Source organism: Acinetobacter sp. S4400-12 (assembly GCF_024129495.1).
GTDB classification, from domain to species: Bacteria; Pseudomonadota; Gammaproteobacteria; order Pseudomonadales; family Moraxellaceae; genus Acinetobacter; species Acinetobacter lwoffii_C.
In genome coordinates this window covers 20,531-37,384 of record NZ_JAMXYB010000003.1, presented here as the reverse complement: position 1 = coordinate 37,384, position 16,854 = coordinate 20,531, and the positions used below count along the sequence as shown (strand labels likewise).

The 16,854-nt window shown below is 44.9% G+C and carries 10 protein-coding genes; 6 read left to right on the top strand and 4 right to left on the bottom strand.

Features of this window, described 5'->3' with window-relative positions; translation table 11 throughout:
- The first annotated feature begins 80 nt into the window (after positions 1–80).
- Positions 81–1,121, top strand: coding sequence for an alpha/beta hydrolase (locus NI461_RS02540; RefSeq protein ID WP_253156450.1), 1,041 nt, complete (start codon positions 81–83; stop codon positions 1,119–1,121).
- 13 nt (positions 1,122–1,134) lie between these two features.
- On the top strand, positions 1,135–2,136 hold the full coding sequence (locus NI461_RS02535; protein WP_253156448.1) for a hypothetical protein: 1,002 nt from the start codon (positions 1,135–1,137) through the stop codon (positions 2,134–2,136).
- Positions 2,137–2,256: 120 nt separating this feature from the next.
- Here NI461_RS02535 and nfuA read toward each other — a convergent pair whose 3' ends face one another.
- Positions 2,257–2,895 carry a Fe-S biogenesis protein NfuA gene (nfuA, locus tag NI461_RS02530; protein ID WP_151204875.1) on the bottom strand — a complete coding sequence of 213 codons (639 nt, stop codon included), beginning with the start codon at positions 2,893–2,895 and terminating at the stop codon, positions 2,257–2,259.
- A 159-nt stretch (positions 2,896–3,054) separates the two neighbouring features.
- On the opposite strand from nfuA, the gene NI461_RS02525 reads away from it, so the two are divergent.
- Both NI461_RS02525 and NI461_RS02520 read left to right on the top strand, forming a co-directional pair.
- Complete coding sequence (locus NI461_RS02525) at positions 3,055–3,672, top strand: rhomboid family intramembrane serine protease (RefSeq protein WP_253156446.1); 618 nt, start codon at positions 3,055–3,057, stop codon at positions 3,670–3,672.
- A gap of 378 nt (positions 3,673–4,050) precedes the next feature.
- The gene (locus tag NI461_RS02520; RefSeq protein WP_253156444.1) at positions 4,051–5,595 is read left to right on the top strand and encodes a hypothetical protein; all 1,545 of its coding nucleotides are present in this window, start codon (positions 4,051–4,053) and stop codon (positions 5,593–5,595) included.
- Positions 5,596–5,986: 391 nt separating this feature from the next.
- Here NI461_RS02520 and NI461_RS02515 read toward each other — a convergent pair whose 3' ends face one another.
- On the bottom strand, positions 5,987–7,609 hold the full coding sequence (locus NI461_RS02515; RefSeq protein ID WP_253156443.1) for an inorganic phosphate transporter: 1,623 nt from the start codon (positions 7,607–7,609) through the stop codon (positions 5,987–5,989).
- Positions 7,610–8,129: 520 nt separating this feature from the next.
- On the opposite strand from NI461_RS02515, the gene metH reads away from it, so the two are divergent.
- Positions 8,130–11,816, top strand: a complete 3,687-nt coding sequence (metH, locus tag NI461_RS02510) for a methionine synthase (RefSeq protein WP_253156442.1) — start codon at positions 8,130–8,132, stop codon at positions 11,814–11,816.
- A gap of 153 nt (positions 11,817–11,969) precedes the next feature.
- Here the strand turns inward: metH and NI461_RS02505 are convergent, their stop codons facing one another.
- Both NI461_RS02505 and NI461_RS02500 read right to left on the bottom strand, forming a co-directional pair.
- Positions 11,970–12,776, bottom strand: coding sequence for an SDR family oxidoreductase (locus NI461_RS02505; protein WP_253156441.1), 807 nt, complete (start codon positions 12,774–12,776; stop codon positions 11,970–11,972).
- Between the two features lie 311 nt (positions 12,777–13,087).
- On the bottom strand, positions 13,088–13,753 hold the full coding sequence (locus NI461_RS02500; protein WP_253156440.1) for a hypothetical protein: 666 nt from the start codon (positions 13,751–13,753) through the stop codon (positions 13,088–13,090).
- Positions 13,754–13,942: 189 nt separating this feature from the next.
- Between NI461_RS02500 and NI461_RS02495 the strand changes: the two genes are divergently transcribed.
- Entirely contained in the window at positions 13,943–16,837 is a 2,895-nt protein-coding gene (locus NI461_RS02495) for a valine--tRNA ligase (RefSeq protein ID WP_151205933.1), read from the top strand.
- Positions 16,838–16,854 lie beyond the last annotated feature (17 nt).

The following is a 16,854-nucleotide window of genomic DNA, read 5'->3' as shown; positions in this document are numbered from 1 at the left end:
ATTCATACTTTTTAAATTTAGAACATGGAAGTATTTTTGGGGGGCGATTTGCCCGATCATTTAATTTGAGGAAAGTAGCAATGACGAAAATAATAAAGTTGCGCTCAAATATGTTTTGTTCGGCTTTACTCAGCCTGAGTCTGACTTTACCTGGACTCAGTTATGCACAAAATTTATTTACCGGAACCAAGACTGAAAAATCAACACAGCTCTTACAGCAATATTTGATCCAGGAACGCCATCAGGCTGGCCTTCAGTCTAAAACACTTAAAATTGGTGATATTAGCTGGAGTTATAGTGAAGGGGGAGCCAAACATAAACCTTCTATTTTACTCATTCACGGACTGGCCGGAACCCGGGATAACTGGAATCGTGTCGCACAGTTTCTTACCCCCTATTATCATGTGATTATTCCTGACCTGCCCAGTAATGGCGAGACCAGGGTTCCTGCCAACTTTGATGTTTCAGTACCGAATGTCACCTCTCAACTGCGCCTGTTTGCTGAAACCTTAGGCATTGAGCAGGATCTGCATGTGGCCGGACACTCTCTCGGCGGCTCTATAGCAACCGTCTATGCTGCACAATATCCATTTGATACCCAAAGCCTTTTTTTAGTCAATAGTGCCGGGATCTATAAACTGGGTAATACCCCTTATACCAAAGATCCACATGCCTTAAAGGATCTGATTGTCACCAAACCTGGAGATCTGGAAGGTATATCCAAACAGCTGATGCAAAATCCGCCTGTTGTGCCCTATCAATTAAAATATGCCCAGGAAAAACTGCTGATTTCACGTTCTGAGCAGACCAGTAAATCCATTGATCAGGTTGTCATGCTCAACCGGATTTATACTCCGGAAAGTTTTGCACGCCTCACCCGGACAGTTGAAGCTCCAACACTTATCTTGTGGGGTAAGCAGGACCGGATTATTAATGTTGAAGTGGTTAAAGAGCTTTATTCTTTGCTTAAACGTGCCGAAACGCCGGTCATTTTAAATAATGTTGGTCATATGCCGATTTTGGAAGCAGAAAAACAGGTTGCCCAGAGCTATTTGCCTTTTCTGGCCAAGACACAGACCCTAAAAAACCCTCTAGCTGATAAACTCATCCCTTTAAACTAAGTTCAGAGATACCATGCAGAAACATCCCATGATTGAGCAATTGATCGATGCCCAGCTTGATTTTCTGGAGCAGACATTTGCTCAGGCTGATACCATTCAGACCGAGTTTCATGAGTTCTATCTCTGGTTCCGTAAACACCCCTTAAAAGAGTTGTGGAGCTGTGAACTGATTAGCCAGTTACTGCAAAAACAGATTTTAGCTACAGCAGCCACAACTTTTCTGGTCGAGCAGATTGCTGAACATATTCGTTTTGCACTGGTGCATCCAGCCAATGACCAGACTAAAATTGCTGATGTTATTCCCGTATTAACCGTTGATAAGATCGCACAATATGTGGCCAGCAAAAGCGGACACCGTCAGCGCCTGATCAAAACCGTGGTCAATAATCCGGCATTTTCAGCCATGATTACGCAATTGATTCAGCACTCCATTCAGGACTATCTTGATAACTCCGTGATTGCCAAAAGTGTTCCCGGCGTTTCCCGTTTCATGAAAATGGGCAAATCTGTTCTGGAAAACGTCACGGATAGCAGCTTAGATGATACCGTTGCCCGTTATCTGCAAAAAAATATTCTGAAACTCAGCCAGATGAGTGAACATGTACTGAACCAGCATTTTGATGATGAAAAGCTGTACCATTTTCAGGCCAATCTCTGGCATAAGGTTAAAGAAATGCCGCTGTCGGTACTGAAAAACTATATTGAAACCCAGGATCTGCCCCATACCGTCGGTTTGGCCCATGAAATCTGGGATCATTTACGACAAACCGAATATATGCAGCAACAGATTCATGATGGAGTATATACCTGGTACATCCGTAATCAGACCCATACTTTTGACCAGTTATTGCGTGACCTGAATATTGATGAAGCCCTGATCCAGCATGAGCTGAATGAACTGCTCGTTCCGCTCATTCAGCTCATGCTTTCCCAGCAGCATCTGAGAACACGTGCCCGTAAATATCTTGAACAGTTTTATTATCGTGAAGAAACCTTAAAAATCTTGAATGTCTAGATAGAAAAGCCGCTTGCAGTTTTTATTCAATTGCCCAAAACCTGCCAATAGAATTCATGTCATTGCATAAAAAAATCCCTCGGCTAACCGAGGGATTTTTTTCGCTTTTTCACTCAAATATTATTTGAAATAAGCGCCTTCTGCCTGACTATGGTCAGTCTGGTCAACCACCTGCATCAGTTCAGGAACATGCTGTTTCAAGGTGGTTTCAACCCCTTGTTTCAGGGTGACATCAATAGCTGAACAGCCTTGGCAACCACCACCGAATTTAAGTACAGCAGTTAAACCATGCTCAGGATCTTCAACCACTTCGACCAATGCACAGTTCCCGCCATGGCCTGCAAGACCCGGGTTAATTTCAGACTGAAGTACGTAAGTAATACGCTCTTCGATTGAAGCATCAGGGCCTACGCGCGGCACTTTTGAATTCGGTGCACGGAAGGTCAACTGGCCGCCAAAACGGTCTTTGTTGTAGTCAATGACCGCATCTAACAGGTACGGAATTGAAGGCGAATCAATAAATGCAGGAAAATCTGGATATTCTTGCTTGTAATCTGTGGGAACAACTTCATCCGGGGCGCTATATGCCATACAACATTCAGCACGCGGTGTACCCGGATTTTCAACAAAAACGCGCACACCAATACCTGGCGTATTCTGTTTTTCCAACAAATCCTTTAAATACTCTTGGGCAGACGGTGTAATCAATAAATTCGGAATATCTTCAACCACTGCAGTGCTGCTGTTCTCAGTCGACATAACAATCATTTCCTCAAGCTGAAGTTACTATTTTAACTGAAGATGCGGGGTAAAGATAAAATTTCAACTAAAATTGTCGGAATTATTATAAAAGTGCTCCCTAAATACCAGATTAATGGCAAGATTGAGCATTATTATTCAGAATGAGAACGACCTGTTATGCTGCATTTACCTTTTAATCATACTGTTAGCCTCATTCTGATTACCTGCATTATTTCTTTTATTGCTTTTTCCAAAGAGCGTGTCATGAACCGCCTGATCTTCTGGCCACCTGCCATTCAACGCGGTGAATATGATCGTTTCATTTCACATGGTTTTATTCATGCAGACGGCACTCACCTGCTGTTCAATATGATTACCCTGTTTTTCTTTGGCAGTATTATTGAAAGTTTTTATCGCCAGTATCTCTATGACCTTGGCTTTGTACTGTTCTATCTGGGCGGTTTAATTGCTGCAATTATTCCTAGCTACCTGCACCATAAAAATAATCCACGCTGGGCAAGTTTAGGCGCTTCGGGTGCAGTGTCTGCGGTTCTGTTTGCCTATATTCTATTTGAACCTTGGAAATTGATCTTTGTGTTTTTTATCCCGGTGCCCGCCATTATTTTTGCAGTCCTATACGTGGCCTACAGCATCTGGTCTGGCAAGCGCGGTAACTCTAATATTAACCACAGTGCCCACCTTTGGGGTGCAGCTTATGGAGTGATCATTACTATTTTGATCGAACCTCGACTCATTCCACACTTCCTGAATAAACTGTCGCAGCTGCCTTTCTAGCATGGTCCTGAGCTTGGGGATAGTCGCTACACTTCTATCCCTAGGTAGCAAAATAAATAATCAAATACCTAAATGGCTAAAAATCCTGCTTCCCTAAGGCAGCGTTTTATACAACCCAACCCACCCCAACCCAACTCCAAAATGACTCATTGCGATCACTCTTTCACCGCGCTCAGCACTTCACCTATTTAAATAAAATGATTCAGCTGATCGACGTCACTACTTGACTTGCCCGAGTCTATCAACCTGGCCTCAATTGAAACATCTGGTAATAATTTTGACATATAGGATGGCAGTTATTGCCAACCTCAGCAGCAAGTTCACAGCGATAATGTATACATCTGTATATTAATTATGTTAAGCCACGAGATATTTTGCATGTCCACATCTTTAGACGGTCTACAATTTCCACGCCATACCCAACAACAAAAACCAAGTACCTCCAAAGTCGGACGTGAATTACTGGCTCATGCACTTTCTGCTGTCAATCCGCAACATGCAGCTGCAGTACAATCTGAAAAAAACTGGCGCAAACACTATCCTGTTCATTTTAAACGTCTGGTTGAAAATGGTTTAAAAAATGCTGAAGCAGCTATTAGCATTGCAGAACATGGGCTAAAACAGGCGCATGAAAGTTTTGAGTTTTACCGTGATGGTCAAAAGTATGCTTTGAACCAGGTCATGACGTTGGCCGCCGTCCCGCTGCATACCTTCAAAATCATAGGTCAGTCAGCAGCAGCACCAGAATGGTATGTGCCCTACCAAGGCAAAAAGTTGCATGGACCCGCCTTACTTGAGCAGATCCAGACCTGGCAAGATCAAGGCATTGTCGAAGCCAGCCATGCCCAGGCTCTGCGTGCCTGTGTGGCTCATCCAGAATGGTTCGATCTTTCGGACCGTACCACCGTGTTGTTTGGTGCTGCCTCTGAAGCCGGGCCACTGACCTGGCTGTCCAGATGGAAAGCCAATATTGTGGCCATCGACCTGCCCAATACTCGGGTCTGGGGCAAAATTATTGAGACTGTCCGTCAAGGTAATGCCACACTGTATGCACCCTCAAGTGAAGCTTTAAATACCGATACAGCAGACCACATCCTGAAAGAAAAGCTCGGTGCCAATTTATTAACCCAGATTCCTGAAATTGCCCAATGGCTGGCGCAATTTGAGCAGGATCTGGATTTGGCTGCGATTGCTTATCTGGATGGTGAAAAACATGTGCGTGTATCTATGGCAATGGATGCCATCATGAAATACGTCAGTGAACAAAAAACCAAGACCAGTCTGATGTATATGTGTACCCCAACAGATGTGTATGCTGTACCGCAAGATGTGATTCAGGCGGCCCAGCTTAAATACCAGCAGCGCTCCAAAACCGAAGGTTTGATTGCTAAAGGTATTTCTACCCTGTCCGGCCAGTATTTCTTTAAAAAGAACAATACAGACCTGATTCACTCGGCTCAGGGTCAGGCCTATGGCATTGCGGACTGTCTGGTGGTAGAGCAAGGTCCGAACTATGCTTTAGCAAAACGCATCCAGCAATGGCGCGCCACCTTGGCACGTACCCAGGGTCAACGTGTCAGTATCAATATTGCCCCCTCCACCACAACCTATTCGGTGACCAAAAACCCGCTGCTCAAAGCTGCTTTTAATGGTGCCAGCCTGTTTGATGTAGAGGCTTTTGCCCCTGAAACCACCAATGCCATTATGGCCGCACTCTGGATTCATGACCTGCGCAATCCTGACTCCGTTGCCAATCCAGAAGTAAAACTTGATCATCCTTTAGAATTAATGATGCACGGCGCCAATCATGGCGGTTTATGGCGAGTGGCTTACCTGCCACGCACGGCATTGCCTTTTGCTGCGCTGTATGGTTTTGCAACGGATAAACTGCCGAAAGGATTGTTGGGTAAGTTGAAGAAGTAATTTTTTCTGAAATAAAGATGAAATCAATTTTATTGGTCAGGCGACATGGATGTCGCCGTTAGGCTGTGATATAGGGACATATCATCAGCCTAACAAAAGATTTTTGTTACTTTTGATCTTTCAAAAGTAAGGCTAAGAAATACTCATTTTTTACATTTAGTTGAAATTAGCTATTAATCCTTTTATTGAAAGTACTTTTAGCCTTCTGATTACCCTCACCTCACCCCAGCCCTCTCCCATAGGGAGAGGGAGCATCCCTTATAATTTTGCAAGCCATTGGATAACAAACGGTCTTCTATTTCAGCAAAAAATCACCAATTTTAAGGTTAGAAAATTTTCTCCCACCCATAAAAAAACGCTGCTCCAGCAGCGTTTTTCACATCAAACCTTTTTAGAATACTTTCAATAATAACCAGTACAAACCACCTGATAAACAGATTGTTGCAGGCAGGGTAAATATCCAGGCGGATAAAATTGTTTTCACCATCTGGAAATTCAGACCAGACTTGTTCGCCACCATCGTACCGGCAACGGCAGAGTTCAAAACGTGTGTGGTCGAGACTGGCATTCCCAAACCATCTGCCGCAGCAATGGTTGACATCGCGACAAGCTCAGCAGACATCCCCTGACCATAGGTCATATGCTGTTTACCAATACGTTCACCCACAGTCACGACAATGCGCTTCCAACCCACCATCGTTCCTAGCCCCAAAGCCAAGGCTGTTGCCACTTTCACCCAGGTCGGAATGTATTGCAGGAAAGAGTCCAGATTGTCACGATATGCTGCTACTGTTTTTTCCTCCGCACCAGACATGGCCGGTAAAGCTTCCGCCTTATCCAGACGTTTGAATGTTGTTGTGCTTAAGTACATATCATTACGGAATTCAGATACCTGTGCTTCTGGTACATCCTTAATGCTGCTATAAGTACCCACTTTCTCACCTAAATGGTCTGTCAAACTGGCCAGCGCCGGCACCACTTCAGGTGTAAGTTCCTTGGTTTGAATATACTTGGTAATCACATCACGCGCTTGTGCATCTGGAATATCGGCATGCTCCGGATAGATCAAATCAGCTGTTTGTGCAGATAACTGACCAAAAGACTGGATATGCTGGCTATCAAGATTTTTATTCAGTGAATAAGCCAAAGGTACACAGCCAATCAAAATCAGCATGATCAAGCCCATACCCTTTTGACCATCATTTGAACCATGCGCAAAGCTTACGCCGGTGCAGGTAAAGATCAGAATGGCACGAATCATCGGTGGTGGTGGCTTGTTGCCTTCAGGCGGCTGGAACAGTTCCAGTTGACGCTTAAAGATTTTCTTCACCAGCAGAAACAGGATCGCAGCAAATGCAAAGCCGATTAAAGGCGAAAATAACAGCGCCTTACCCACTTTCATGACTTGCTCCATGTCTACACCTGAAGCCCCTGCACCCGAATTCAGAATATAGTTCATGATGCCTACCCCCAAGATCGAACCGATCAGGGTATGCGAACTGGAAGCCGGAATACCAAGAAACCAGGTGCCCAAATTCCAGAGAATCGCCGCGATCAGCATGGCAAAAACCATCGCAAAACCTGCGCCGCTTCCTACATTCATAATCAGTTCGACTGGAAGTAAAGCAATAATTCCGTATGCTACGGCGCCACTTGCGACCATTACACCGAGAAAGTTACAGAAACCCGCCCACATCACTGCAACAGGTGCAGAGAGCGCATTGGTATAGATCACCGTCGCTACTGCATTCGCGGTATCGTGAAAACCATTCACGAACTCGAAACCCAAAGCAATAAACAGGGCCGTGGCCAGTAGAATCACTGAATAGAGGCTTAAAGCAGGGACATGCGCTAAATCTGCAGACAATTGGAAGCCGATATAAATCAGCGTGGAAATAATAACAGTCAAAAACACCGGCATAAAAAATTTCGGTGTGGGCACATGAACATTGGTTGACTTCTGTACAGAAGCCCCTTGTTGTGCTGAATCTATGGGAGTTTGGTTAGAATTCATGCAAGCAGGAATAGAGGATACAATGATCCCCGTATTGTTCAGTTAAATTGTGACAATTATATGACAGTTTGCCGGCTTATGAAGCAAATTTTTCAGCTTTATTCCGACCAGCGCATATTATTTCATCTGAATACTGCCGCTGATTTTTTATTAAAAATTATTTATTTGCTCCTTCCACCTCTTTTTACCCTTTCCTGCTTTCAATACAGTAAAACGCTGTCATGCGTGAAATATGTTGCGATCCGAATGATGACAAATTTTTTATGGCTGTATCATGCCAAAGAAATATGACAATATTATGAATAAAAGCAGTTGGTTATTCTTTAGATCTTGATCCTCCCCAGCTTTAAGAGTTTGGCCTGCTTCCCGCACCTGTTGCTCTTATCTATAGCTGCACATCTATAGACTTATCAAATTTTTATATCACGCATATCCATCATTCTTAAGTTCATGCAGCAGATATTGGATAACTAATCTGCTAAGATTACACACATTTTTGATTCCTGCTGAGAAAGTCTGCATGTCCACACTTACCACTCTAAAAGAACTTCTTGCCAAGAAAATTCTCATTATCGATGGTGCGATGGGTACCATGATCCAACGTCACAAACTGGAAGAAGCGGATTATCGTGGTGAGCGTTTTGCAGATTGGGCACATGACCTCAAAGGTAATAATGACCTTTTAGTGCTGACCCAACCGCAAATTATTCAAGGTATTCATGAAGCCTATCTTGAAGCGGGTGCTGACATTATTGAAACCAACACTTTTAACGGTACGCGCGTTTCCATGTCGGATTACCACATGGAAGAGCTGGTGCCGGAGATTAACCGTGAAGCGGCACGTCTGGCCAAAGAAGCCTGCGCCAAATATTCAACGCCTGAAAAACCACGTTTTGTAGCCGGTGTACTGGGTCCAACCTCACGTACCACCTCTATTTCTCCAAATGTAAATGACCCTGCGTTCCGTAACATTACCTTTGATCAGTTAAAAGTGAATTACATCGAATCAACCAAGGCGTTGATTGAAGGCGGTGTAGACATCATCCTGATTGAAACAGTATTTGATACCTTAAATGCCAAAGCTGCCATCTTTGCAGTTAAAGAAGTCTTTAAAGAACAAGGCTATGATCTGCCAATCATGATTTCGGGCACGATTACCGATGCATCGGGTCGTACCCTGACAGGTCAAACAGCAGAAGCCTTCTGGAACTCGATGCGTCATGCAGAGCCTTTATCGATTGGCTTTAACTGTGCACTGGGTGCAGATGCCATGCGTCCACACGTCAAAACCGTGTCTGACGTAGCCGATACCTTTGTTTCAGCGCATCCGAATGCCGGCCTACCAAATGCTTTCGGTGGCTATGATGAAACCCCGGAAGAAACTGCGGCATTCCTGAAAGAATTTGCTGAAAGTGGTTTGATTAATATTACTGGCGGTTGCTGTGGTACCACGCCGGATCATATCCGTGCCATTGCCCAGGCGGTTGAAGGTATTCGCCCGCGCCAGCTGCCAGAAATTGCACCTGCTTGCCGTTTAAGTGGTTTAGAGCCATTTAATATCACCAAAGATTCATTATTTGTGAACGTGGGTGAACGTACCAACGTCACAGGCTCGAAAAAATTCCTGCGTCTGATTAAAGAAGAAAACTTTACTGAAGCATTGGACGTGGCCCGTCAACAGGTGGCAGCCGGTGCACAGATCATTGACATCAACATGGATGAAGGCATGCTGGATTCACAAGGTGCCATGGTGCATTTCCTGAATCTGATTGCGTCTGAACCCGATATTTCACGTGTGCCGATCATGCTGGATTCCTCTAAATGGGAAATTATTGAAGCTGGTCTGAAATGTGTACAGGGTAAAGCGGTGGTTAACTCGATTTCCCTCAAAGAGGGTTATGACGAGTTTGTTGAACGTGCCCGCCTCTGCCGTCAGTATGGTGCTGCCGTGATCGTGATGGCCTTTGATGAAGATGGTCAGGCTGATACTGCTGAACGTAAAAAAGAAATCTGTAAGCGTTCATATGATGTGCTGGTCAATGAAGTCGGCTTCCCGTCTGAAGATATTATTTTTGACCCGAACGTCTTTGCCGTAGCGACCGGTATTGAAGAACACAACAACTACGGTGTGGACTTTATTGAAGCGACTGGCTGGATTAAACAGAATCTGCCAAATGCGATGATTTCCGGCGGTATCTCCAACGTCTCTTTCTCTTTCCGTGGTAACGAACCAGTACGTGAAGCGATTCACGCGGTATTCCTGTATCACGCGATCCAGAAAGGCTTGACCATGGGGATCGTCAACGCGGGTCAGCTGGCAATTTATGATGATATTCCTGCCGAGCTGAAAGAAGCGGTCGAAGATGTGGTGATGAACCGCAATCAGGGTGAAAGCGGTCAGGATGCGACCGAGAAACTGCTGGCAATTGCTGAAAAATACCGGGGTCAAGGCGGCGCGCAAAAAGCCGAAGAGAACCTGGAATGGCGTAATGAAAGCGTAGAAAAACGCTTGGAATATGCCTTGGTGAAAGGTATTACCACCTATATCAATGAAGATACTGAAGAAGCCCGTTTAAAATCTGCACGTCCACTGGATGTGATCGAAGGCCCATTGATGGCGGGTATGAACGTGGTCGGTGACCTGTTCGGTGCCGGCAAAATGTTCCTGCCTCAAGTGGTGAAATCCGCGCGTGTGATGAAACAGGCAGTTGCATGGCTCAACCCGTTCATTGAAGCAGAAAAAACCCAAGGCGAAGCCAAAGGTAAAATTCTGCTGGCAACCGTAAAAGGTGACGTACACGACATCGGCAAAAACATTGTGGGCGTGGTACTGGGCTGTAACGGTTATGACATCGTTGATCTGGGCGTAATGGTGCCTTGCGAGAAAATTCTACAAACCGCGATTGATGAAAAAGTCGATATTATCGGTTTGTCGGGCCTGATCACGCCATCATTGGATGAGATGGTTTTTGTCGCCAAAGAAATGCAGCGTAAAGGCTTTAACATTCCATTAATGATTGGTGGTGCAACCACTTCTAAAGCTCATACTGCGGTGAAGATTGCTCCGCAATATCAAAATGATGGTGTGCTATATACCGCTGATGCTTCACGTGCAGTCGGTGTAGCGACACAACTGCTTTCTGCGGAAATGAAGCCTCAACTGCTGGCCGACTATGCTGCGGATTATGAAAAAATCCGTACCCGTCTTGCCAACAAACAGCCGAAAGCGGCGAAGCTGTCCTATCAGGCTTCTATTGAAAATGGTTTTAAAATTGACTTCAACAAGAATGCCCCGGCAAAACCAAACTTCATTGGTTCACAGAGCTTCACCAACTATCCTTTAGAAACCCTCGTTGAGTATTTTGACTGGACACCATTCTTTATTTCCTGGAGTCTGGCAGGCAAATTCCCGAAAATTCTGGAAGATGAAATTGTCGGTGAAGCCGCGCGTGACCTGTTTGCTCAAGCACAGGAAATGCTGCAAGACATCATCGAAAACAAACGTTTTGATGCACGTGCAACCTTCAGCATTTACCCTGCGAACCGTACGGGTTCAGATACGGTTACTGTCGTGGATGAAGCTGGTAAAGTCACTCATACTTTCGAGCACTTACGTCAGCAGTCCGACAAAGTAACCGGCAAAGCCAACTACTCTTTGGCTGACTTTATTGCCCCTAAAGATGTGGCGCAGGATTACTTGGGCGGCTTTACCGTGTCGATCTTCGGTGCAGAAGAGCTGTCGCAGGAATATAAAGCCAAAGGCGATGACTATAATGCCATTATGGTTCAAGCCCTGGGTGACCGTTTTGCTGAAGCCTTTGCCGAACATTTGCACCAGCGTATCCGTAAAGAGTTCTGGGGCTACCAAGCCGATGAGCAATTGACCAATGATGAATTGATCAAAGAGAAGTATGTCGGTATTCGTCCCGCACCGGGCTACCCGGCTTGTCCTGAACATTCTGAAAAAGCGCCATTGTTTGACTGGTTAGATACAACCGACAAGATTGGTACGTACTTAACCACAAGTTTTGCAATGTGGCCACCTTCATCAGTGAGCGGTTTCTATTATGCCAACCCTGAAACTGAATACTTTAACGTGGGTAAAATCTCTGGCGATCAGCTGGAAGATTATGCGAAGCGTAAGGGCTGGACACTGGATGAAGCAAAACGCTGGTTAGCGCCGAATTTGGATGATTCAGTGAATTAATCCACCTCGCCCCTTTCATCAAGGGGAAAAAATCCAGTTGAGATTTGAAAAGAAAATCCCCCTCAAATGAGGGGAATTTTTTTATATTTGATCATCCTTCCTTGTTTTAAAGGAGGTATTTCGTATATCAATTGAACTCCTTGAACCAAGCGCCTATTTGACCTTGGTTTTACGGATCATTTTATACAGCATGCCTGGCGATAAACGCGACACCCAGGTTCCTAGCACTTCTTTACGACCGCCGACAACAATATATTCCTCGCCCTTCATTAAGGCTTTGACAGTTATTTGGGCAAACTCCTCGGCGTCCAAGCCATTTGCCGTCGCTTCATTATCAAAGCCCTGAGCTTTGCCTTCTCCATTCAGGGCGTTAATCGACACATTGGTTTTTACAAAGCCCGGGAAAATTACCGAAACATCCACACCATCCTCCGCGACTTCAGCACGTAAACTGTTAGCCCACATATGAATCGCTGCTTTGGCCGCTGAATAAGAAGCACGGTATTGGGTTCCCAGCAGGCCGGCCACACTGGAAACAAAAACAATCCGGCCAGATTTTTGCTGTAAAAAAGTCGGCAATACTGTTTTGGTCAAAAATACCTGTGAGAAATAATCCACTTCCATAATGGCACGCTCAGTTTGCATGCTGGTATCCAAGATCAGCGCACGTTGACTCAGCCCGGCATTGTTAATCAGCCAGTCAATCCGGCCTTTTTCGCTCAGGACCTGCTCATAGGCTTGGCGCACCTGGCTTTCATCAGTAATATCAGCAGTAATAGCAAGATGCTGGTCCGGATTAAGTAAACTGATACGGACTTTTTCCAGTTCTTCATAACGGCGTGCCGTCAATATGACCTGTGCCCCCTGCATCGCACACTCCTGTGCAATTGCTTTACCAATCCCCGAGGATGCCCCGGTAATCCAGACGACCTTGTCTTTTAAATTTTCCAGCTTTGCCATTGAATCCCTCTTATCTTTAATAATATTCGCTGTGTATTTAGAGTTTGCTGCCCTTGAAATGGAATGCGCTATAAACCAGCTTGAGCAGATCGAGTATGACTAAGTTTCATACCGAAATCTGCGAGAGTTTTAACTCCATGAGCAAGAACCAAGCATCGCGTTGTTCATAGTGCAAGAGGACGAGTATATTTTTTGCCGCTATCTCTTGATGAGTCATTCATTTAGAACAACGCAACTTCATGCCTCATGTCTCATCTCAGCTATAAAATCTTGCGAGATATATCACTCACGTCGCAACCGTAGATGAAGGGTTAACAAACCCTCACTTCATCTTCCAGAAATGCTAAAAAATGCTCGAAATAATGACTCATGGTATGCACATCATAGATGCTTCCCAGCTTATCAAAACGCTTATAACCGAGCTGCGTGGTTAAATTAATCACACCATTCAGGGTTTTATCAACTACCACATTAAATTTCAGGATACTTTTGGGCTGACGTACCAAATGGGTGACACCCTGATCTACTACTTCAATGAAAGCTTTTAAAGCCAGTGATACAGCATGCTGATTGCCGGCTTTCATATCATAGGCATAACTGAGCAAGTCTGTCACCAGATGCGGTTCAACCGGATAATGCATAAAATAATCCCCTTCATTTTCATGCATTAGGTCATACAAATAATTAACCAAAGGCAGCAGCCGCTGATTGGCAAAAAATGAAACAGACCATGGCATATATTTATGAATGGTATCGAGAATCTGCTGAATTACCTTTTCTGACTCATGATCCTGTGAAGTGGACAGACGGGCAACCTGCCCGAAAACTTGTTCGATAATTTCACAGGCCATATCCGCCAGATTTTCTCCCAAAGGTTTGGCCAGGCTGATCTGATCTCCAGCATTTAACCGGGAATGAAGCTCTCTAAAACGGTGATGAGTTTCAGGCTGAAGTTGTAGATAAATGTTATAGCTCATCTGGGTTTCCTCATATCCGAGTCGTATTCTTGTCATTTGCGATGAGTCGCCTTTTATTCCGTTCTACCATAGGGTCATCAATCTCTCAAGCAGTCCGGTTAAAGTTTGCATCTGCTTGGACTGCCGCAGTCGTTATTTTTTTTGCTACAATAGCTACAATTTTTCATCTACTTTTGATCTGTTCGAACTATGACTGATTCAGCGCAAAATATTGCTACAACTTACGATCCGACTGAGATCGAGAAAAAATGGTACCAAACGTGGGAAGAGCGTGGCTATTTCAAGCCCTCTGAAAAAGGTGAATCATTCTGTATCATGATTCCACCGCCAAACGTCACCGGTAGCTTGCATATGGGTCATGGTTTTAACAATGCCATTATGGATGCCCTGACCCGTTATAACCGCATGTCTGGCAAAAATACGCTTTGGCAGCCAGGAACTGACCATGCCGGCATTGCCACCCAAATGGTGGTGGAACGTCAGCTCGGTGCAGAAGGTATCAGCCGTCATGATCTGGGCCGTGAAAAGTTCATTGAAAAAGTCTGGGAGTGGAAAGAACAATCAGGCGGAAATATTACGCATCAAATCCGTCGTCTGGGCTCTTCTGTGGACTGGTCACGTGAACGCTTCACCATGGATGATGGTCTATCCAATGCAGTCAAAGAAGTGTTTGTAAAATTGCATGAAGATGGCTTGATCTACCGCGGTAAACGTCTGGTTAACTGGGATCCAAAACTACAAACTGCGCTTTCTGACCTTGAAGTTGAGTCGGATAAAGAAGAAGCAGGTTCACTGTGGCACTTCAAATACTTCTTTGAAGATAAGTCACTTCGTACCCACGACGGTAAAGACCACATCGTGGTGGCAACCACTCGTCCTGAAACATTGCTCGGTGATACAGCGGTTGCGGTTGCGCTTGATGATGAGCGCTATGCGCACTTGGTAGGTCAAAACATCATCCTACCAATTACTGGTCGTGCGGTTCCAATTGTTAAAGATGAATATGTCGACAAAGAATTCGGTACAGGCTGTGTAAAAATCACCCCTGCACACGACTTCAATGACTATGAAGTGGGTAAACGTTGCGAATTGCCAATCATCAACATCTTCAACAAAAATGCGGAAGTGTTGAGCGATTTTGAATACATCGCAAAAGCGGGCGAGCAAATTTCTAAAACCATTCCTGCCCCTGCGGACTACATTGGTTTAGAACGTTTTGAAGCACGTAAAAAATTGGTCGCTCAAGCAGAAGCAGAAGGCTGGTTAGACCAAATCCAACCATATACTTTAAAACCACCTCGTGGTGACCGTTCAGGTGTCATCGTAGAACCGTTATTGACAGACCAATGGTATGTGAAGATCGCGCCACTTGCCAAACCTGCCATTGAAGCGGTTCAAGACGGCCGTATCAAGTTCGTACCTGAGCAGTACAGCAACATGTACATGGCGTGGATGAACAATATTCAAGACTGGTGTATCTCGCGTCAATTGTGGTGGGGTCACCGTATCCCGGCTTGGTACGATGCTGACGGCAATGTATTTGTGGGTCGTGACGAAGCTGAAGTACGGGCGAAAAACAACATCCCTGCTGACGTTCAGTTAAGCCAAGATGAAGACGTACTGGACACCTGGTTCTCATCTGCTCTTTGGACATTCTCGACTTTAGGCTGGACCGGCGATGCGAAAAAAGATGCTGAGAACTATTTCTTAAATACCTTCCACCCGACTGATGTACTGGTCACTGGTTTTGACATCATCTTCTTCTGGGTTGCCCGCATGATCATGATGACCATGCACTTCATGAAAAATGAAGATGGCACCCCACAAGTACCGTTTAAGACTGTATATGTACATGGTCTGGTACGTGACGGTGAAGGTCAGAAGATGTCTAAATCTAAGGGGAACGTGCTTGACCCGCTAGATTTGATTGACGGTGTGGATCTTGAAACTTTAGTACAAAAACGTACAACAGGTTTGATGAACCCGAAACAGGCAGCGAAGATTGAGAAATCAACCCGTAAAGAATTCCCTGAAGGGATTCAGTCTTACGGTACTGACGCGGTTCGTTTCACCTTCTGTGCGCTTGCCAACACCGGTCGTGACATCAAGTTCGATATGAAACGTGTTGAAGGTTACCGTAACTTTGCCAACAAGATCTGGAACGCAACCCGTTTTGTGATGATGAATGTTGAAGGTCAAACCATTGGTTCAGAAGCACGTCAAGACCTATGGGAATTGCCTGAACAATGGATCGTCAGCCGTCTGCAAAAAGCGGAACAAGCGGTGCAGACCGCATTTGCAACCTACCGTTTAGATCTGGCTGCGCAAGCGATTTATGAGTTCATCTGGAATGAATACTGTGACTGGTATGTGGAACTCACTAAACCAGTTCTAAATGATGAAACCGTATCTGAAGAGCGTAAAGCTGAAGTGCGTCGTGTTCTCCTTGCGGTAATGGAAACGTCTTTGCGTTTGGCTCATCCGTTGATGCCTTATCTGACAGAAGAAATCTGGCAAACGCTTGCGCCGAAACTCAACATTTCTGGCGAAACCATTATGTTGGCGCAGTACCCTGTTGCTGAGCAAGCGTTAATCAATGACCAAGCTGAAGCGGACATGCAATGGCTGCAAGGTTTGATTGGTGCGGTACGTAACATCCGTGGTGAGATGGGTCTAGGCAATGCACGCTTGTTGCCTGTTCTGCTTCAAAACACTACTGATGCTGAAAAAGCACAAATTGCACGTATTGAACCATTGTTCAAGGCATTGGCTAAAGTTGAAAGCATTACCTTCCTTGCAGATGCTGAACAACCACCATTGTCTTCTTCATCTGTAGTCGGTCATGTGTCTGTATTCGTTCCAATGAAGGGTTTAATTGACCCTAAAGCGGAATTGGGTCGTCTACAAAAAGACTTCGACAAGGTTCAAAAACAGCATGACCAAATTGCAACTAAGTTAGCCAATGAAGGTTTTGTGGCCAAAGCACCTGCTGCTGTAGTTGAAGGCGAGAAAGTGAAGCTTGCTGAGTTTGCTGATCAGCTCGCGAAGATTAAAGCGAATATGGAGCAAATTGCGGCGCTTTAATGCTGTAGGTTGATTCA